The organism is Klebsiella spallanzanii, from assembly GCF_902158555.1.
Lineage (GTDB): Bacteria > Pseudomonadota > Gammaproteobacteria > Enterobacterales > Enterobacteriaceae > Klebsiella > Klebsiella spallanzanii.
This window is the reverse complement of sequence record NZ_CABGGS010000011.1, coordinates 1-20,423: the sequence shown is the minus strand read 5'-3', so window position 1 is coordinate 20,423 and position 20,423 is coordinate 1. Positions and strand designations below refer to the sequence as shown.

Annotated in this window: 16 protein-coding genes and 1 pseudogene; 16 read left to right on the top strand and 1 reads right to left on the bottom strand. The window is 55.3% G+C overall.

The window, feature by feature from the left end; genetic code table 11:
• Positions 1 to 41 precede the first annotated feature (41 nt).
• The 7 genes from FN082_RS11040 to acnB all read left to right on the top strand — a co-directional run bounded on the left by FN082_RS11040 (position 42) and on the right by acnB (position 11,728).
• Complete coding sequence (locus FN082_RS11040) at positions 42 to 1,100, top strand: lactonase family protein (RefSeq protein WP_142981568.1); 1,059 nt, start codon at positions 42 to 44, stop codon at positions 1,098 to 1,100.
• Between the two features lie 12 nt (positions 1,101 to 1,112).
• The gene (locus FN082_RS11035) at positions 1,113 to 2,384 is read left to right on the top strand and encodes an SLC13 family permease (RefSeq protein ID WP_142981567.1); all 1,272 of its coding nucleotides are present in this window, start codon (positions 1,113 to 1,115) and stop codon (positions 2,382 to 2,384) included.
• Between the two features lie 11 nt (positions 2,385 to 2,395).
• Positions 2,396 to 4,333 carry an aconitate hydratase gene (locus tag FN082_RS11030; RefSeq protein WP_142981566.1) on the top strand — a complete coding sequence of 646 codons (1,938 nt, stop codon included), beginning with the start codon at positions 2,396 to 2,398 and terminating at the stop codon, positions 4,331 to 4,333.
• A gap of 113 nt (positions 4,334 to 4,446) precedes the next feature.
• Positions 4,447 to 5,580, top strand: coding sequence for a 2-methylaconitate cis-trans isomerase PrpF family protein (locus FN082_RS11025; protein ID WP_142981565.1), 1,134 nt, complete (start codon positions 4,447 to 4,449; stop codon positions 5,578 to 5,580).
• Positions 5,581 to 5,628: 48 nt separating this feature from the next.
• Entirely contained in the window at positions 5,629 to 7,893 is a 2,265-nt protein-coding gene (locus FN082_RS11020) for a hydratase (protein ID WP_142981564.1), read from the top strand.
• A 15-nt stretch (positions 7,894 to 7,908) separates the two neighbouring features.
• Positions 7,909 to 9,072, top strand: coding sequence for an isocitrate/isopropylmalate family dehydrogenase (locus FN082_RS11015; protein ID WP_142463264.1), 1,164 nt, complete (start codon positions 7,909 to 7,911; stop codon positions 9,070 to 9,072).
• Between the two features lie 67 nt (positions 9,073 to 9,139).
• The gene (gene acnB / locus FN082_RS11010) at positions 9,140 to 11,728 is read left to right on the top strand and encodes a bifunctional aconitate hydratase 2/2-methylisocitrate dehydratase (RefSeq protein WP_142981563.1); all 2,589 of its coding nucleotides are present in this window, start codon (positions 9,140 to 9,142) and stop codon (positions 11,726 to 11,728) included.
• A 165-nt stretch (positions 11,729 to 11,893) separates the two neighbouring features.
• Here the strand turns inward: acnB and FN082_RS11005 are convergent, their stop codons facing one another.
• The gene (locus FN082_RS11005) at positions 11,894 to 12,619 is read right to left on the bottom strand and encodes a GntR family transcriptional regulator (RefSeq protein WP_142463263.1); all 726 of its coding nucleotides are present in this window, start codon (positions 12,617 to 12,619) and stop codon (positions 11,894 to 11,896) included.
• A 145-nt stretch (positions 12,620 to 12,764) separates the two neighbouring features.
• Here FN082_RS11005 and FN082_RS11000 point away from each other — a divergent pair, with 145 nt between their 5' ends.
• The 9 genes and pseudogenes from FN082_RS11000 to FN082_RS10960 form a co-directional block, all read left to right on the top strand.
• Positions 12,765 to 13,559 (top strand): amidohydrolase family protein, encoded by a 795-nt coding sequence (locus FN082_RS11000; RefSeq protein ID WP_142981562.1) that lies wholly within the window; start codon positions 12,765 to 12,767, stop codon positions 13,557 to 13,559.
• Between the two features lie 162 nt (positions 13,560 to 13,721).
• Positions 13,722 to 15,023, top strand: a complete 1,302-nt coding sequence (locus tag FN082_RS10995; RefSeq protein WP_142981561.1) for an SLC13 family permease — start codon at positions 13,722 to 13,724, stop codon at positions 15,021 to 15,023.
• A gap of 22 nt (positions 15,024 to 15,045) precedes the next feature.
• Entirely contained in the window at positions 15,046 to 16,104 is a 1,059-nt protein-coding gene (gene citC / locus FN082_RS10990; protein ID WP_142981560.1) for a [citrate (pro-3S)-lyase] ligase, read from the top strand.
• Positions 16,101 to 16,394, top strand: coding sequence for a citrate lyase acyl carrier protein (gene citD, locus FN082_RS10985; protein ID WP_142463259.1), 294 nt, complete (start codon positions 16,101 to 16,103; stop codon positions 16,392 to 16,394). The genes citC and citD overlap by 4 nt, the downstream gene beginning before the upstream one ends.
• Positions 16,394 to 17,290, top strand: coding sequence for a citrate (pro-3S)-lyase subunit beta (citE, locus tag FN082_RS10980; protein ID WP_142463258.1), 897 nt, complete (start codon positions 16,394 to 16,396; stop codon positions 17,288 to 17,290). The genes citD and citE overlap by 1 nt, the downstream gene beginning before the upstream one ends.
• Positions 17,291 to 17,339: 49 nt before the next feature.
• A complete protein-coding gene (gene citF / locus FN082_RS10975) occupies positions 17,340 to 18,791 on the top strand; it encodes a citrate lyase subunit alpha (RefSeq protein ID WP_407929239.1) in 1,452 nt (483 codons plus the stop codon).
• Positions 18,791 to 19,717, top strand: a complete 927-nt coding sequence (gene citG / locus FN082_RS10970) for a triphosphoribosyl-dephospho-CoA synthase CitG (protein WP_142981559.1) — start codon at positions 18,791 to 18,793, stop codon at positions 19,715 to 19,717. Before citF ends, citG begins: the two co-directional genes overlap by 1 nt.
• Complete coding sequence (locus FN082_RS10965; protein WP_142981558.1) at positions 19,714 to 19,965, top strand: oxaloacetate decarboxylase subunit gamma; 252 nt, start codon at positions 19,714 to 19,716, stop codon at positions 19,963 to 19,965. The genes citG and FN082_RS10965 overlap by 4 nt, the downstream gene beginning before the upstream one ends.
• Before the next feature lie 15 nt (positions 19,966 to 19,980).
• Positions 19,981 to 20,423 (top strand): annotated as a pseudogene (locus FN082_RS10960) (sodium-extruding oxaloacetate decarboxylase subunit alpha); the annotation flags it as partial.

The following is a 20,423-nucleotide window of genomic DNA, read 5'->3' as shown; positions in this document are numbered from 1 at the left end:
AATTAAGAGAACAATATTCTTACTTTAATAAAGGAACACTTATGTCTGTATCTTATGTTGGAAGCAGAACTACGGCGTTACGTAATGCCAGAGGGAAAGGGCTTAGCGTATGGAACATTGATGATAATACCGGCGACTGGACGAAAATCCAGACGTTAAAAGAACAGGAAAATCCATCCTATCTGACCTTCGATAATACGAAAAATTTCTTATATTCCGTCCACGGTGATTATACCGAAGTGACCAGTTACGCAATTAACCCTGAGGATGGAAAACTTACTTATATTAACAAAATAGCGCTTGAAGGTGGTAAAAATCCGGTATTTATCACCGCTGATAAAACCAATCGCTATTTGTTAGTGGCAGCGTTACAAGGTGGTGCCGTTTACGTCATCCGCCGGGAAGAAAATGGCGCCCTGGGCGAAGTCGTATCCGTCTGGCGTTTTCCTGGTAAAACCGATGAAACCATCTCTCATGCGCATCAGTGCATCTGGGATCAGGAAAAAAACTATCTTTTCGTGCCGCAGCAGGGCCGTGTTATCGGCTACGCTGGCGTCAGCGTACTTAAATTCAACCCAGAAAATGGTACGTTGATCGAAACCGATTACTTCCGTGCCAGAGAGTATTCTGAACCACGCCATATGGCGATCCATCCTAATAATCAATATTGCTATTTGGTTAATGAAAAAGACAATACCGTAACCTGGTTCTTCTTCGATCAAAATAGCGGGAAAATTGAACCACAGCAGATTATCCCGGTACTGCCGGAAACCTATACCGGCGAAGGGCAATCCAGCGCCGTACTGGTTGATAAAAGTGGAAAATGGGTGATTGAATCGACCCGTATTCACGAATCGCTCTCCATCTTCCGTATTAATCCGCTGACGGGCTATCTTACCCGTGTAGAAACCATGAAAGTGCCGGGGCTGACGCCGCGTTTTATTACGTTTAATGATGACGGCGATCGTTTATTTGTCGCTAACGAAGATAGCGATACCATTATCCAATATGCTTTCGATAATATCACCGGCAGCCTGACGCAATTACAACCCGTTATTGAGACGGAAAGCCCAGTTTGTATCCTGTTTAAATCGCTGTAATCGGGAGTCAATATGCCTAATCTCGCGATTATTTCGCTGTTAGCGATATTTATCGCCATTATCATTGGTTTTTATAAGAAGACCAATGTGGGAATTATTATGGTGGCCTTCGCTTTTATCTTAAGCCTGGCCTACCACATTCCAACGGCAAAGTTATTCAAAGGTTTTAGCGTTTCTTTATTTCTGACGATGCTGGGGGTGACCTATTTATTCAGCATCCTGCATAACAATAAAACCCTGGAGATATTATCAAAAAAGATTGTTGGTTCAGTACATAAACGCAATCTTCTGCCCGTCGCTATTTATATCGTCGGCTTTGTGCTGTGCGCCGTGGGCCCTGGCGCCATTCCGGTTCTGGCAATCGTTCCGGTTATTGCGATTCCTATCGCGTTTCAGGCCCGGCTCAATCCGATCATGATGGCGATTATCGGCCAGTGCGGCGTATTTGGCGGACGCATGACGCAAATCACGCCGGAAGGCGTGCTGGTCATGGAATTGATGGAGAAACAGCAGCTTACACCATCACTGTTCCCGGTCTGGCTGTGCCTGTTCATCACCTCCGTTCTGATGGCCATACTTTGCTACGTCTGGTATCGGGGCTGGCGCCTTGATGATCTGGATATCAATGCCGCAGGGAGTACGAACAATGTCACGCCGAAATTTACGACCGTTCACTGGTGCTCTTTAGCAGGACTGGTCGCATTAATCCTCTGCGCTGTAGTGTTCTCTCTAAATGTTGGTTTAACCGCTTTCGTGATTGGCGCCCTGCTCTCCGCTTTGGGTGCAGGCGATGAAAACTCAGCGATCAAAGGCATTCCATGGTCAGTCTTAATTCTGGTATGCGGCGTCGGCCTGTTAATGAACGTAGTGATGGAGTCCGGCGGTATTTCGCTGCTGGCGAAAACCTTAACCACGGTAATGAATGAAACCACCGCTTCATCGGTAATGGTCACTACTGCCGCCATTATGTCCTTTTTCAGTTCTGGATTAGGCGTGGTTTTCCCGACATTAATCCCGACCTGTCAGGGTATCGTCGAACATTTAGGCGCGAATATTTCCGCTATTGAACTGGTCGCCATGGTCGTCGTTGGCGGTACCGTTTCCGGCGTCAGCCCGGTATCCACCACCGGCGCACTCATTATGTCCGGCGTCGCCACCAATAAAGAAGCAGAGCAGAAATACACCCCCAGCAAAATGTTTATCGAGCTATTCGGCTGGGCTTTTGCCGCCATGATTCTGAGTTTTGTTATGGCGATTATCGGTATTTACGCTCTATTTTGTTAACGGATTAGAAAATGAAACAGAATATTACCCAGAAAATTATTGCTCAACATTTGCTGAGCGGCGAAATGATTGCCGGTGAAGAAATTAGTATCCGCATCGATCATACTTTAACCCATGATGTCACCGGCACCCCGGCCTATCTGGCCTTCGAAACGCTGGGCATTCCACAGGTAAAAACGGAGCGTTCGGTCAGCTATATCGACCACAATATGCTGTATACCGATAATAAAAACCCGGACGACCATATTTATTTACAGACCGTCGCCAAAAAACACGGCATTTATTTATCCAAAGCCGGAAACGGCATTTGCCACACGGTACACTTCGAACGCTTTAGCCGTCCGGGGATCACGCTGTTGGGTTCCGATAGCCACACGCCAACCGGCGGCGCGGTTGGCGCAATGGCGCTGGGCGCAGGCGGTCTGGACGTCGCGCTGGCGATGGCGGGCGAGCCGACCTGGCTGAAAATGCCGCGAGTGATTAACGTGCGCCTGCACGGTCGTATGCAGCCGGGGGTTTCGGCAAAAGACATTATTCTGGAGATGCTGCGCCGTGAAACGGTTAAAGGCGGACTGGGCAAAGTCTACGAATATACCGGCGAAGGCGTGGAGCATATCAGCATCCGCGACCGCTCAACCATCACCAATATGGGCGCGGAAATGGGCGCGACCACCTCTATTTTCCCCAGCGATGAAGTGACCCGTGAGTTCTTTATTAAAGAGAACCGCGAGCAGGACTGGATTTCATTACAGCCGGACGAAGGCTGCGAGTACGACGACTATATTGATATCGACCTTAACACGCTGGAGCCGCTGGTGGCGATGCCGGATATGCCGGATAACGTGACCGAAGCGCGCAACTGCCGCGACGTGAAAATCAACCAGGTATTCCTCGGCAGCTGCACCAACGCCTCCTATACCGATTTCGCCAAAGCGGCGGCGATTATGGAAGGCCGCTTTACTCACCCGGAAGTGAGCTTTGTCGTCGCGCCGGGTAGCCGCCAGCTTTATCAGATGCTGTTACGCGACGGCATCATCGGCAAACTCATTGCTGCGGGCGCGCGCGTTATCGACTGCGGCTGCGGCGCCTGCTGCGGTATTGGCCAGGCGCCTTCCACCGATGGCGTTTCTCTGCGCACCTCTAACCGTAACTTCAAAGGCCGCGGCGGTCATTTGAACGCGAAGCTATACCTGTCCAGCCCGGAAGTCGCCGCCGCATCGGCCATTACCGGCTACATTTCCGACCCGCGCGATGTGGTTGATGTCGCGGTGCTCAACGATATTGTCGAACCGCATGACTATATCATCGACGATCGGCTGATCCTGGCCCCGGCAGAAAACGGTGAAGAAGTCGAAGTGATCCGCGGACCGAACATCAAACCGATGCCGATCAACGAACCGCTGCCGGATACGCTGACCATTCAGGTTTCTGCGGTGCGCGACGATAACATCACCACCGACGATATTACCCCTGCCAACGCGCAGTTCTCCGCCCTGCGATCCAACATCCCGGAGATCAGCAAATATTGCTATGGCCGCATCGATCCAGAGTTCCACGATCGCTGCAAAGAGCTGGACAAAAGCATCATCATCGGCGGCGAAAACTACGGTCAGGGCTCCAGCCGCGAACATGCGGCCATCGCGCCGATGTACCTGGGCGTCAAAGCGGTCATTGCCAAATCGATGGCGCGTATCCACAAAAACAACCTCGTCAACCACGGCGTGGTGCCGCTGATCTTCGCTAACCCGGAAGATTACGCCTGTTTCGAGACCTTTGACGAACTGCGTATCGAAAACTTCCATGAAGGGCTGCGCCAGCGCTGTGTGCTGCTGAAAAACGTGACCAAAAACCGCGAAGTTTCGCTCAAAGTCGACCTCACGCCGCGAGAAATCGAAATCGTGATCGACGGCGGCCAGCTGCGCCACGTCGCCAGTAAGAACGCGAAGTAACGACGGTCAAACCGGCGCAAAAATCACCATGTTGGCATAAGGAAATGCCAACATTTTGCCTTTATCAAGGAGTCTCAATTGGATGATTAAAATTTAGCCCCTCAGGAACCCCTATGAGAAAATTCAGAACGGTCTTTATGCGCGGCGGCACCAGTAAAGGCTGCATGTTTTTAAAAGACGATCTGCCTGCCGATCGCGGCCAGTGGGATCATATCTTTCTACAGGCGATGGGCGACCCCGACCCGAAACAAATTGACGGTATGGGCGGTACGGTTTCCTCCAATAATAAAATCGTCATCGTCTGGAAAAGCGAACTGCCTGACGTGGATGTGGAGTACCTTGTCGGCCAGGTTATCGTTGGCAAAAGCCAGGTCGACTACAAATCCAACTGCGGCAATATGACCGCTGCGGTCGGCCCCTACGCGATTGAAGAAGGTCTGATCCCGGCCGTTGAGCCCATCGCCACGGTCAGAATGCTCAACCACAATACCGGAAAACGCATTGATATCACCGTGCCGTGCGAAAACAACACCTTCGCGCTGGACGGCGATTGCCAGATTGCCGGCGTTGACGGCACCTGCGCAGAACTGAAAGTCAATTTCCTCAATCCAGCCGGTTCGAAAACCGGCACGTTGCTGCCAACCGGCAATACTCTCGATGTTTTATCTATCCCCGGCCACGGCGACATTGAAGCCACGATCCTCGACATCAGCAACCCGATGGTGCTGGTGCGCGCGGAAGATATCGGCCTGACGGGCAGCGAATTGCCGGATGACATCAACCAGAATCAGGCCGTCAGCGACCTGCTGGAAAAAATTCGCGGTACTGCGGCCTGCCTGATGGGCTTCGCCCAAGATCTCGACGACGCGCGCGACAACAGCCCGGCGGTGCCTAAAGTCGGTATGGTCACCACGCCGACAAGCTATGCGGATATTTCCGGCCAGCCAACCCAGCAGCAGGAAATGGATTTATGCGCCCGCGTGATTTCCGTTTTCAAATGCCACAAAGCCTGCCCTCTCACCTCCGCCAGCGCCATTAGCGTGGCGGCGTTTCTTCCCGGCAGCCTGGTGCAGCGCATCGTCACCGTCGACGACTGGAACCAGGGCGTACGCATCGGGCACCCCAGCGGAGTCATGAAAATGTATCCGTCGCTGGTGCAAAACGGCGATAGCACGGACGTGCCCGGCGTCGCCGTACAGAGAACGGCCCGCAGAATTATGGACGGCATGGTGTACATCCGCGACTAAATCCAGCCGCAACGTGAGCGAATTAACCAAATTATAAAAGGAACAATTATGATCAAGCTTTCCGATGGCGGGGTTTACCTGCTGAACGGCACCGAAGTGGTTGAAGAGAAAAACGCCCCGGCATCTCTGAACAAAGCCGAAGCGCAAAAAGGCACCATCTCATGGTCAATCCTCAACGCGCACAACACCTCCGGCGATATGTCACAGCTCAAGCTGAAGTTTGATGCCCTCACCTCCCACGACATCACCTTTGTCGGCATTGTGCAGACGGCAAAAGCGTCCGGCATGACCTACTTCCCGATCCCTTATGTGCTGACCAACTGCCATAACTCGCTGTGCGCCGTCGGCGGCACCATTAACAGCGATGACCATATGTTCGGCCTGTCAGCGGCGAAAAAATATGGCGGCACCTACGTTCCCCCGCATCTGGCGGTTATCCACCAGTATATGCGCGAAATGATGGCCGGCGGCGGCAAGATGATCCTCGGTTCCGACAGCCATACCCGCTACGGCGCGCTGGGAACGATGGCGATCGGCGAAGGTGGCGGCGAGCTGGTCAAGCAATTGCTTAACGACACCTATGACGTGGCTTATCCGGGCGTCATCGCGATTCATCTGACTGGCAAACCGCAGCCGGGCATCGGGCCGCACGACGTGGCGCTGGCGATCATCGGCGCGGTCTTCGAGAAAGGCTACGTGAAAAACAAAGTGATGGAGTTCGTCGGACCGGGCGTCTCCACCATGGATACCGATTATCGTAACGGCATCGACGTGATGACCACGGAAACCACCTGCCTCAGCTCCATCTGGCGTACCGATGCCGACACCCACTGCTTCCTGGCGAAGCATGGCCGCCCGGAAGCCTATCAGCGCCTGGATCCGGCCGATGTTGCATACTATGACGGCTGCGTACATGTCGATTTAAGCGCCATCAAACCGATGATCGCCCTGCCGTTCCACCCGAGCAACGTCTACACCATTGACGCGCTGAACGACAACCTGACCGACATCCTGCACAGCGTCGATCAAGAAGCCAAACACATCGCCGGGGAGCAGATCCCGTTCTCGCTGTTAAAACATGTGGAAAACGGCAAACTGCGGGTTCAACAAGGCATCATCGCCGGCTGCGCGGGCGGCAACTACTCCAACGTCTATGCTGCGGCGCAGATGCTGCGCGGTAAGAGCTGCGGCAACGATGCCTTCTCGCTGGCGGTCTACCCTTCTTCCCAGCCGGTGTTTATGGATCTGGTGAAGAAAGGCGTGATTGCCGATCTGATGGCGGCAGGCGCGATTATCCGTACCGCCTTCTGCGGCCCTTGCTTCGGCGCGGGCGACACCCCTTGCCACGACGGGCTGAGTATCCGCCACACCACGCGTAACTTCCCGAACCGCGAAGGCTCCAAGCCGGGCGTAGGCCAGATGTCCGCCGTCGCGCTGATGGACGCCCGCTCAATCGCCGCCACGGCGGCAAACGGCGGCCTGCTTACGCCATCCACCGATTTACCGCCGGTTGAAGTCCCGGAATACGACTTCGATCCGACCCCGTACCACAGCCGCGTCTACATCGGCACCCACCAGAAGCTCAACGATGCCGAACTGGTTTACGGCCCGAACATCAAAGACTGGCCGGAAATGGAGCAGCTTCACGACAACATTCTGTTAAAGGTTGTCTCGCGCATCATGGACCCGGTAACCACCACCGATGAACTGATCCCATCCGGTGAAACCTCATCCTACCGTTCCAACCCGCTGGGGCTGGCCGAATTCACCCTGTCCCGCCGCGACCCGCAATACGTCAGCCGCAGCAAGGTGGTCCATGCGCTGGAGAGAACCCGTGCGCAGGGAAAAATCCCCGAAGAGCTACAGCCGGTGTTCGCCCAAATCCAGTCCATTCCAGGATTCGCGGAGATTAAACCGCTGGACGTAGAGATCGGCAGCATGATTTACGCCGTGAAGCCCGGCGACGGCTCCGCCCGCGAACAAGCGGCAAGCTGCCAGCGCGTGCTGGGCGGCCTGGCGAACATCGCCGAGGAATACGCCACCAAACGCTACCGCTCAAACGTCATCAACTGGGGAATGCTGCCGTTCCAGATGGTAGGTGAACCGACCTTTGACGTGGGTGACGCTATTTTCGTTCCCGGCATTCGCGCCGCGCTGGATGCCGACTCGCGCACCTTCCAGGCCTTCGTTATTCGCCAGGACGGCCAGGTGCAGGAGATTGAGCTGACGATGGCGCCGGTCACCAAAGATGAACGGGAAATTATTAAGGCAGGCTGCCTGATTAACTACAACAAAGCTCGCAACAATCAGTAAATCTATGGAGTTGTTATGACGTTTATCGAAGAAGCTCAGGCAAAATTCGCCGAGTTAATTACCTCAGAACTGGCGCGCATTGAAGCGATGAAGCAGGCTGGGGAAGCGAAAGACTTTTCGCAGCTGGAACGTATCGTCGTCGGGATCCTGCCCGGCGACGGCATCGGTCCGATCATTATGAAACAGGCGTTGCGGGTACTGGAATTTCTGGCAAAAGATGAAATCGCCGCCGGTAAACTGGAGCTGCGTCCGGTCAGCGGCATGACCATCGAAGACCGCGCGCGCCTGGGCCAGAGCCTGCCTGATAACGTGCTGGAGCAGGTTAAACAGTGCGACGTGCTGCTGAAAGGCCCAATGGTGACCCCGCGTCCGGGCGAAGAGTGGCCGAACATGGTCAGCGCGAATAGCCTGCTGCGCCGCTCGCTGGATCTGTTTGCCGCGGTACGCCCGGTCTCGATCCCGGAGAAAAATATCGACTGGACGTTCTTCCGCGAAAACATTGAAGGCGAGTATATCTGGGGCAACAAAGGCATCCAGGTGACTGACGATCTGGCCGTGGACTTCAAAGTCCAGACCACGCCGGGCACCGAGCGTATCGCCCGTCAGGCGTTCGAGTTTGCCAGGAAGAACGGCAAAACCAACGTCACGGTGATCACCAAGTCCAATATCGTTAAGCTGGCGGACGGCAACTTCCTGCAGGGCGTACGCAAAGTCGGCGCAGAACATTACCCTGATATCGAAGTGCAGGATCGTCTGGTCGATGCCATGTGCGCACGCATGGGCGATGAGGCCTTCTGCAAAGGGCTTCAGGTTTTCGTCCTGCCGAACCTGTACGGCGACATCGTCACCGACATCGCCGCCGAGCTTCAGGGCGGGCTGGGCACGGCCTCTTCGGCTAACATTGGTAGCCGCTATGCGATGTTCGAAGCGATCCACGGCACCGCGCCGGGTCTGGTCAGCGAAGGACGCGGCGAGTATGCCGATCCGTGCAGCCTGATCCGCGCCGTCGGCATGCTGCTGGCGCACATCGGCTACGGCGAGAAGAGCCGCCAGCTCAGCAAAGCGTTGCTCCAGTGCACCGTCACCGAACGCAAAAAAGTCGTCACCACCTACACCAAAGACGCCAGCGCGGCGGAATTCACCGACTACCTGCTGGAAACCTTAGCCAGACAGGCTTAAGGCACACCAAAGTCCCGGCGAAACCGCTTTCGCCGGGCTTATCACCCAAGATAAAAGGATGACGATCGTGCTGGAAGAATACCGCCAACATCAGTCTGCCCGCGCCGCAGAAGGGCTTGTCGCCAAACCGCTGGATGCCGGGCAGGTACAAAAACTCACCGAGCTGCTGCAACACCCTCCCGTCGGCGAAGAGGCGTTTTTATACGACCTTTTTGTTAATCGCGTCCCGCCCGGCGTCGATGATGCCGCGAAAGTGAAAGCCGATTTTCTGACGGCGCTTGCCGAGGGCAAAGCCGTTTCGCCGCTTATCGGCAAAGAGCAGGCGATTACCCTGCTGGGCACCATGCTCGGCGGCTACAATATTCCGCCGCTGATCGCCGCATTAGATAACCCCGAATTAGCCTCTGCCGCCGTCGCCGCCCTCTCCTACACCTTGCTGATATTTGATAACTTCCAGCTCGTGGAAACCAAAGCCGCCGCGGGCAACCGCCATGCTCAGCAGGTCATGCGCGCCTGGGCCGATGCAGAATGGTTCTTAAAACGCCCTGCCGTTGCCGAAAAAATCACGGTTAGCGTCTTTAAAGTGCCGGGCGAAACCAATACCGATGACCTCTCACCGGCGCAGGACGTCTGGTCGCGCCCGGATATTCCGCTGCACGCGCTCACCATGCTGAAAAACCCGCACGAAGGCATTGAGCCGGACCAACCTGGCGTTATCGGCCCGCTGCAAAAAATCGCCCAGCTCAAAGAACAGGGTTTTCCGCTGGTTTACGTCGGCGATACGGTCGGCACAGGTTCTTCACGTAAATCCGCCGCCAACTCGGTACTGTGGTTTATGGGAGAAGATATCCCATACGTACCGAACAAACGCGGCGGCGGTATGGTTATCGGCGGCAAAATTGCGCCGATTTTCTTCAACACCATGGAGGACTCCGGCGCGCTGCCGATTGAAGCGGATGTCAGCCAGTTGAATATGGGCGACGTCATCGACGTATATCCCTGGCAGGGCGAGATACGTCGTCACGACAATGATGTGCTGTTAGCGAACTTCACGCTGAAAACGGACGTGCTGCTTGATGAAGCCCGCGCCGGAGGGCGTATTCCGCTGATTATCGGCCGCGCGTTAACGGCCAAAGCCCGCCAGGCGCTTAACCTGCCGCAAAGCGATGTTTTCCGCCAGGCCCATGCGGAGCAGGAGAGTTCACGCGGCTTCTCGCTGGCGCAAAAGATCGTTGGCCGTGCCTGCGGCGTGGCAGGAATTCGCCCAGGAACCTACTGCGAACCGAAAATCACCTCCATCGGATCGCCCGATACCAGCGGGCCGATGACCCGCGACGAGCTTAAGGACCTTGCCTGTCTGCGCTTTTCCACCGATCTGGTGATGCAGTCTTTCTGCCACACCGCCGCCTATCCAAAGCAGGTGGATGTCCAGACGCACCAGACCCTGGCGGACTTTATGCGCGAACGCGGCGGCGTGTCGCTACGCCCAGGCGATGGCGTGATCCATTCATGGCTCAACCGCATGGTACTACCGGATACCGTCGGAACCGGCGGCGACTCCCATACCCGCTTCCCGATCGGTTTATCCCTGCCGGCAGGCTCCGGTCTGGTAGCTTTCGCCGCCGCCACCGGCGTCATGCCGCTGGATATGCCGGAATCGGTACGCGTGCGCTTCCACGGCAACATGCGCCCCGGCATCACCTTGCGCGATCTGGTCCACGCGATTCCGTACTACGCCAGCAAGCAGGGTCTGCTGACCGTCGAGAAGAAGGACAAGAAAAACATCTTCTCCGGACGCATCCTGGAAATCGAAGGGCTGGCGGATCTCAGCGTCGAACAGGCATTTGAACTCACCGCCGCCACCGCCGAGCGCTCGGCGGCAGGATGCACCATAAAGCTCAATAGCGCGCCGGTTATCGACGGTATCAAAGGCAATATTGTGCTGCTGAAGTGGCTGATCGCCGAAGGCTATGGCGATCGCGAGACGCTGGAGCGCCGTATTCTGGCGATGGAAAACTGGTTGGCCGATCCGCAGTTGCTGGCAGCCGATGCCGACGCGGAATACGCCGCGACGATCGATATCGATCTCAACGAGATCCGCGAACCGCTGCTGTGCGCGCCGAACGACCCGGATGATGTCAGGCCGCTATCCGCCGTCGCGGGCCATCCTATAGATGAGGTGTTTATCGGTTCCTGCATGACCAATATTGGCCACTTCCGCGCGGTCGGCGAAGTGTTCAGCGCCCACAAAGGTCAGCTTCCGGTACGTCTGTGGATCACGCCGCCCACGAAGATGGACGCCAACACGCTAAAAGATGAGGGCTGGTTCAGCGTATTCGGCCAGCGCGGGGCGCGTATTGAAATCCCCGGCTGCTCGCTGTGCATGGGGAATCAGGCGCGAGTAGCGGATGGCGCGACGGTGGTTTCCACCTCCACGCGCAACTTCCCCAACCGTCTCGGGGCCGGAGCCAACGTCTACCTGGCCTCGGCGGAGCTGGCGGCGGTTACCGCACGGCTCGGTAAACTTCCACAGCCGGAAGAGTATTTTGCCCTCGCAGAAAAGATAGATAAGCGCGTTTATCATTATCTGCAATTCGATCGTCTTGATAGCTATGCGCAGAAAGCCGCTGAAGTGATTTTTCAAACCCACGGCTAAATGATTCCCCCCGCTCGGATCATAAATGCACGTTTATGATCCGAGCAAATCATCACCTGAGCTGAATCTTAAACAACAATTAATGCAGTTCTTTTATTAATAGCCTTATTAAAGGCATTGGTTTTATTAACTTAATTATGGCACCCTGCGTTGCAAGTCAGAACATTATTTATCCCGATAGGTGCTGTACTGGAATTCATATTCTTCGCGATACCAGGTTTCGCCCCACAGGATCAGTTTGTCATCGCCTGCCAGGCAAGTATGTTGACGCACCATCACCGGTCGGCTGCGTTTAATATCCAGAAATTTTGCCACTTCTTGCCCCGGCAGAGCAACGCGAACCTGGTTATGAATGGTATGAATAATAATGCCCAGTTGTTGTTCAAATAGCGTCTGTAACGCCAACGTTTCCAGCGAAGCAACGGCAATATTGGCCGCTATTTCGGCATCAAGATAGCGAATTTCGACCGCCAGCGGTTTTCCGTCGATCAGGCGTAAACGGACGAGACGGTATATTTTCGCGCCGGGATTAAGCTGTAAATGCGCCAGTAAAGCCGGGGTTGACGGGACTTCGCCAAAGAAGAAAACCTGGTACTGAATAGAAAGATTACTTTCCTGCAAGTCTTTCTCAAAAAAGCCAAGTTCTTGTTTTCTGACGCGGGTGACAATCGGCACGGTTTTGACGAACGTTCCTTTGCCGCGCACGCGCTCAATAAGCCCTTCGCTTAATAAGCCGTGCATAGCATGAACCACGGTGGCGCGGGTGGTGGAAAACTGTTGGGCCAGTTCATTCTCAGACGGCAGCTTGTGGCCAGGCGGATAATCACCCCGCTTAATGCCGCTGCGAAGCTGTTCCTGGATCTGCACGTAGATCGGTAAAACGTGAGCCATGTTGGAGTATCTCTTTTTGCCAGGTTGTATAGTCAACTTAAAGTTGAGTAGTCAACTATTCAACATAAGGTTGGACATTCTGGCTCTGCACAGGGCCAGTGACAATCATTTTATCGTTATCTCACTGAAAAAGGATAAAATTTAGATGCATTTTGATACTCATGCTCATGTTTTTACCACCGGTTTGCCGCTGGCAGAGCATTGTCGCTATGTGCCAGAGTATGATGCGACTCCGGCGCAATACCTTGCTCAACTCGATCGCCATCATGTCGATAAGGCGATCCTGATCCAGCCCAGTTTTCTGGGTACTGATAATAGCTATATGCTGGAAGCGATTCGCCAGTCGCCGGACCGTTTTTATGGCGTTGCGGTTATCGATCCGAATACGCCATTAAGCGCGATGGAAGCGCTAAAACAACAGGGCATTATCGGTGTACGTTTGAATCTTATTGGTCAGGATCTGCCGGATTTAACGGCACCGGTCTGGCAGCAGCATCTGCGCAATATTAAAGCGCTTGGCTGGCATATTGAACTTCATCGCCCGATTGCGGATTTAGTCCCTCTGCTTGGCGTACTGCTCGCCGCCGACGTAAAAATTGTTATTGACCACTTTGGCCTGCCTGTGCAAAAAGAGCAAGATCCGGGGTTTGTTTATCTTCTTAAGCATGCGGAAACCGGTAAAATATGGGTAAAAATCTCCGCCAGTTATCGAAACGGTAGTGAGGAAAAGCCGACAGACAATACGAAAATGCTAGTTCCACTACTATTAAAACACTTTGGTCCTGAACGCTTATTATGGGGCAGCGATTGGCCGCATACGCGCTACGAAGACAGTATGACCTATACGAAAGCAATAGAAGAAATCTATAACTGGGAATTAACTAATATTCAACGCGATAACATCTTTGGCCTGAGCGCTACAGAGTTAATTAATGGGTAAGTATTAACCCAAAAGCAATACAACACATATCATTACAATAACATATATTTTGAATAAAACTGTGCGCATTGCTGTCATTCACAAAATATATGAATAAAAACCGATATCAGACCCGTTATTCGGCTATTACCCGTTGCCGATAACACGGTAAAAGGACTTATCATGAACATCAGCATGATAGTAATACTCTCTATTGTTATCTCGATTGCATTAGGCTACAGGACAAAGATAAACACCGGTTTATTCGCCATTGCATTCGCCTACCTTATAGGTTGTTTCCTGCTGGATATGAAGGCCGGGGAAGTTATCAAAACATGGCCAATCAGTATTTTCTTTGTTATTTTTGCCGTTTCACTTTTTTATAACTTTGCGTTAATTAATGGCACATTAGAAAAGCTGGCAATGTATTTACTTTATTTATGCCGCCACTTCCCTAAATTTTTGCCATTGGTCATTTACTTTGCTGCTACTTTTGTCGCCAGCCTGGGGGCGGGTTTCTTTACCGTTCTCGCCTTTTTCGCGCCGTTGACGCTGCTTTTGTGCCGCAAAACGGGGATGAATAAGCTGGTTGCTGCCGTCGCCGTCAACTATGGCGCCCTGGGCGGGGCGAATTTTATGACCAGCGCCAGCGGTGTCGTATTTCGCGGACTTATCGATAGCGCAGGCTATAACGCAAACTCCTTTATCTACGCGTCCTCTATTTTTCTGGTTTCTTTCCTCTTGCCGATAGTTATTATCTTACTGTTAATCTTCCTGACTAACCGGGGAAATAATGGCGTTACCGGCTCATTGCAGGTTGAAAAACCGGACGCGTTCGATAGCAAACAAAAACTAAACCTGCTGCTTATCTTTGCCATGCTGGTGGTGGTTCTGGCGTTCCCGGTAATGCATCTCATCATGCCGGACTCCGCTAACATCAAATTTATCAATGCCAGAGTCGATGTTGGCCTGGTCTCGATTGTGTTTGCCGTTATCTCTCTGTTCCTCAAGCTTGGCGATGAGAAAAAAGCCATTGCCCTGGTGCCATGGAACACGCTGATCATGATCTGCGGCGTCGGGATGCTGATTCAGATCGCCATCAAAGCCGGGACCATCGATATGCTGGCGAGCTGGGTAGGCTCAAGCCTGCCTGCGACCGTTGTTCCCTTCGCACTGGCGATTATCGGCGGCATGATGTCATTCTTCAGCAGTACCCTCGGCGTCGTCTGTCCGGCCCTATTCCCGATTATTCCGTCAATTGCGGCCTCCACCGGTATTAACGCCATGGTGCTATTTACTGCCACGGTTATTGGCGCACAGGCAACGGCAATATCACCGTTCTCTTCTGGCGGTAGTTTGCTGCTGGGTTCGTGCTCAGAGGACAAGGAGCGTAATGAACTGTTTCCCACGCTTTTATTTAAAGCGGTGCCGATGTGCGTCATTTTCGCGCTTATCAGCGTCGCCATCATGATGATATTTTTTTAATTAAGGCAAAAGAGGGTCGATAATGGACGCCACCACGATAATGAGCAGAGTGAACCACAAGCACGCTACTAAAATAGCCGAAGTGGCTCATTTTCTTCAGGCTAATAATCTGGATATCGATCCTCATATTGCCAATTTTGTGGTACTTCGCCAGCAGGGGAATATCGTCGCCTGCGGCGGGGTAGATGGCGAAATCATTAAATGCGTCGCTATTTCCCCGCAGCTCCGCGGCCAGGGCGTATTGCTCAAGCTGGTCACCGAACTGATTAATATCGCCATAGAGGGCGGCAACAGCACATTATTCGTTTATACCCGTAGCCATAACGAGCATCTATTTCGCCATTGCGGTTTCACCACGCTGGTTTCTATTCCTGACTGCATGGTGTTAATGGAAAATAGCGGCTCGCACCTGACACGTTATTTACAACAACTGGCGCAATGGCGTAATCCCGGCAAGCGCATTGCCGCCATCGTGATGAACGCCAATCCGTTCACCAACGGCCATCTGCACCTTATTCGCTATGCCTCGACCCATTTTGACTGGCTACACCTGTTTCTGGTCAATGAAGATGCCGCCCAGTTTCCGTTTGCCGACCGCCTCGCGCTGGTACGTGACGCAACGCAGGGTATCGCGAAACTGACGGTGCATCCCGGCTCGCAATATATGATTTCACGCGCCACTTTTCCGGCCTATTTCCTGAAAGAGCAGGCGCTCGTCGAACGCTGTTACACGCAAATCGACATCACGCTTTTTCGTCAATATATCGCCCCGGTATTGGGTATCACGCACCGCATTGTCGGGAACGAACCGTTCTGCCCGATTACCGCCCGCTATAACCAGGATATGCGCCATTGGTTAAGCACATCAGAACTGCCTTTCGCGCCGCTGGAACTTGTTGAGATCTCGCGGCTGCAATGGCAAGGCACGCCCGTTTCCGCCTCCCGGGTCCGCCGCCTGCTACAGCAGAATCGTTTAACCGAGGTCGCCCCGTTGGTACCTGACACCACCCTACGTTATCTGAAACGCCAGCAGAACACTGCTCTGGCGAACACGATCAAGACCCCCACAGGAGCATTATGAAACAGATTGTCCCCGCCGTGGCCGGGACTCTGGAGTCCAGCGATGCATTGATCCGCATCGAACCGCTGGCTCCCGAGCTACCGCCGGAAATTGAAATCACCAGTTCGGTACAAAAACAGTTTGGCGACGCCATTCGCGCCACCCTGAATGCCGTCTTGCAGCAGCATATGATTCGCGGCGTCGTCGTGATTGTTGACGACAAAGGTGCGCTGGACTGCGTGCTGCGCGCGCGTCTGGAAACCGCTCTGATGCGCGCTGGCGCGCTGACTACCGCCTGGGGAGAAAAATAATGACGCCAGAACGTAAAAACCGCCTGCGCCGCAGCATGCTGTTCGTCCCCGGCGCGAATGCCGCCATGCTGAGTAACGCGTTTATCTATCCCGCTGATGCACTGATGTTCGACCTGGAAGACGCCGTGGCCGTTCGCGAAAAAGACGCCGCCCGCCGCCTGGTTTACCACGCTCTTCAGCACCCGCTTTATCGCGATATCGAAACCATCGTTCGCGTCAACGCCCTGGATTCGCAATGGGGCATCGATGACCTGGAAGCCGTGGTGCGCGCCGGGGTCGATATCGTCCGCCTGCCGAAAACCGACACCGCAGATGATGTTATTGCGATGGAAAAAGAGATTGCCCGCATCGAACTGGAATGCGGACGCAAGCCCGGCAGCACCGGCATGCTGGCGGCGATTGAATCGGCAAAAGGCATCCTGCAGGCTCCGGCTATCGCCCTGGCCTCGCCGCGCTTAATCGGCATCGCGCTGGGCGCGGAAGATTACGTGCGCGATATCCGTACCGAACGCTCCGCTGACGGCATCGAGCTGCTGTTTGCCCGCTGTACCATCCTGCAGGCGGCGCGCGCGGCGGGGATCCAGGCGTTTGATACCGTCTACAGCGACGCCAACAACGAAGAGGGCTTCCTGCACGAAGCCGCGCATATCAAACAGCTCGGCTTTGACGGCAAATCGCTGGTCAATCCGCGGCAAATTACCTTGCTGCATAACCTCTACGCCCCGACGCAAAAAGATGTCGATCACGCTAAGCGCGTGGTTGAAGCGGCAGAGGCCGCTGAACGCGAAGGCCTGGGCGTCGTCTCTCTCAACGGCAAGATGATCGACAGCCCGATTATCGCTCGCGCCCACCTGGTGCTGTCCCGCGCTGAACTTTCCGGCGTCCGTGAGGAGTAATACCGCCATGAACCACACTCAAGACTTATCCCACATCATCGGTGAACTGATGCCATTTGCCGATACCGACAAACAGACCCAGCGCCAGCAGCGTCGGGCCAAAACCTGCGCCTCGCTGGAAGAGGCCGTGCGCCGCAGCGGACTGCGCGACGGCATGACCATCTCCTTCCATCACGCCTTTCGCGGCGGCGACCTGACGCTGAATCTGGTGATGGACCAACTGGCGGCAATGGGTTTTAAAAATCTCACTTTAGCCTCCAGCTCCCTGAGCGCCTGCCATGCGCCGCTGATCGGCCATATTCGCAACGGTGTAGTGAGCCAGGTTTATACCTCCGGGCTGCGCGGCCCGCTGGCGGAAGAGATTTCCCGCGGGCTGATGGCGAACCCGGTGCAAATTCACTCCCACGGCGGCCGCGCCCATCTGGTGAAAAGCGGTGAGCTGAACATCGATGTCGCCTTCCTCGGCGTTCCGGCCTGCGACGACATGGGCAACGCCAACGGCTATACCGGCAATGCCACCTGCGGCTCGCTCGGCTATGCGATGGTTGATGCGCAGCACGCGGATCAGGTGATCCTGCTGACGGAAGATATCCTGCCCTACCCGCACCACCCGGCGAGTATCAGGCAGGATCAGGTCGATCTGGTGGTTCAGGTGGAATGCGTGGGTGACGCAGAAAAAATTGGTGCCGATGCGACCCGCATGACCTCCAACCCGCGCGAGCTGCAAATTGCGCAGAACGCCGCGCAGGTGATTGAGGCTTCAGGATATTTCCGCGAAGGCTTCTCGCTGCAAACCGGTACCGGCGGCGCGGCGCTGGCGGTGACCCGCTTCCTCGGCGAAAAAATGCGCCGCAAAAATATCCGTGCCGATTTTGCGCTGGGCGGCATTACCGCCACCATCGTTGGCCTGCATGAAGAGGGCTACATCCGTCGCCTGCTTGACGTACAGGGGTTTGATAGCGTCGCCGCACGCTCGCTGGCGCGTAACCCAAATCATATCGAAATCAGCGCCAACGAATACGCCAACTTCAGCTCCAAAGGCGCGTCGGTTAACAAACTGGACGTGGTGGTGCTGAGCGCGCTGGAAATCGACACCGGCTTTAACGTTAACGTGCTGACCGGCTCGGACGGCGTGCTGCGCGGAGCATCAGGTGGACACTGCGACACGGCGGTGGGCTCGGCGCTGTCGATAATCGTCGCTCCGCTGGTGCGCGGACGCATTCCGACCGTTGTCGATAAGGTACTGACCCGCATCACCCCCGGCTCCAGCGTGGATGTGCTGGTGACCGACCACGGCGTGGCGGTCAATCCGGCGCGGCCCGAGCTGGCGAAGCGTCTCCAGGCCGCCGGGCTGAAAACCGTCACCGTAGAATGGTTGTGCGACCGCGCGCGCCAGCTGACGGACGAACCGCAGCCGATCGCCTTCACTGATAAACCCATCGCCATAGTGCGCTATCGGGACGGTTCGGTGATCGACGTCGTTTATCAGGTTCGCGATTAATGATGCGAACGATGCCTCTCGAATCCTGGGGCGCGCCCATCGCGCGTCAGGAAAAACTGCCGCAGGCTTACCGCAGCCGCTATTACGCCCGGCTGGCCTGCCGGGCGATGCAAACGGAAGCCCGGCTGACGCCTAAACCCGGCCTGGTTGACGGCAGAAATACCGGCGCTCATCAGGATATGGCGCTGCCTGATTTTCTGCGTAGCGCCAACGCTATCACCCGTATTCTCCCTCAGTTTGTCGACGAGGGAATTGCCAGCGCAGCGCTCGATACCCACGGCGTTCTGGCTCGCCTGAAGCCCATCGGCCTGCGCTGCGAGACGAAAATGTTGCAGGCAACGGGAGGTATCAACACACATAAAGGCGCCATCTTTACGCTCGGGCTGTTTTGCGCAGCGCTGGGGCGCCACGAGGCTTTGGGGCAACCGCTCACCCCCAACGCACTGGCGGCAACCGTTGCCAAATTTTGCCACGGCATCGTTGAACGCGAGCTGGTGGAGCTTCGCGGCCTGACGCCGCTGACCGCCGGGCAGCGACTGTTTATTACCTTTGGCCTGACCGGCGCGCGCGGCGAGGCGCAGGCGGGATACCCGCTGGTCATCGACCACGCTCTGCCCCGCTATCGTCAGCTGCGCCGAGAGGGACTGAGCGAAGAACTGGCGCTGCTTAATACCCTGCTGCTCATTATGTCGCGCAACGACGATACCTGCGTCGCCTCACGCGGCGGCATCAAAGGGTTGCACTGGCTACAGCGTCAGACGCAGCAGTTGCTCAACGTCGGAGGGATCCGTTCGCCCGAGAACCTCTCCTTATTACAGCAGCTCGACGATCTCTGTATTTCCCGCAACCTCAGCCCCGGCGGCAGCGCTGATTTGCTGATGTTGACCTGGTTTCTTTCACACTTTCACGAAGAGGAGAGTCAATGACTGACAATACTGTACTGCTGGGTGAAGGCTTCACCCTGATGTTTCTCGGCATGGGATTCGTGCTGGCGTTTCTGTTCCTGCTGATTTTCGCCATCCGCGGCATGTCCGCCGCCGTCAACCGCTTCTTCCCCGAACCGGTCCCGGTACCGAAGGCGGCACCTGCCGCCGCCGCGCCCGCGGACGACTTCGCCCGCTTAAAGCCGGTGATTGCCGCCGCTATCCACCACCATCGCCGACTTAACCCTTAATTCACGGAGGAATCCATGACCGTTGCCATTACCGATGTCGTCCTGCGCGACGCCCACCAGTCCCTGTTCGCCACCCGCCTGCGCCTTGACGATATGCTGCCGATTGCCGCTCAGCTCGACGACGTGGGCTACGGCTCCCTCGAATGCTGGGGCGGCGCCACCTTTGACGCCTGCATCCGCTTTCTCGGCGAAGACCCGTGGGTCCGCCTGCGCGAACTCAAAAAGGCCATGCCGAAGACCCCCCTGCAGATGCTGCTGCGCGGCCAGAATCTGCTCGGCTACCGCCACTACGCCGATGACGTGGTGGAGCGCTTCACTGAGCGTGCCGTCAAAAACGGCATGGACGTGTTCCGCGTCTTCGACGCCATGAACGACCCGCGCAATATGAAGGCGGCCCTGCAGGCGGTGCGCAGTCACGGCGCCCATGCCCAGGGCACCCTGAGTTACACCACCAGCCC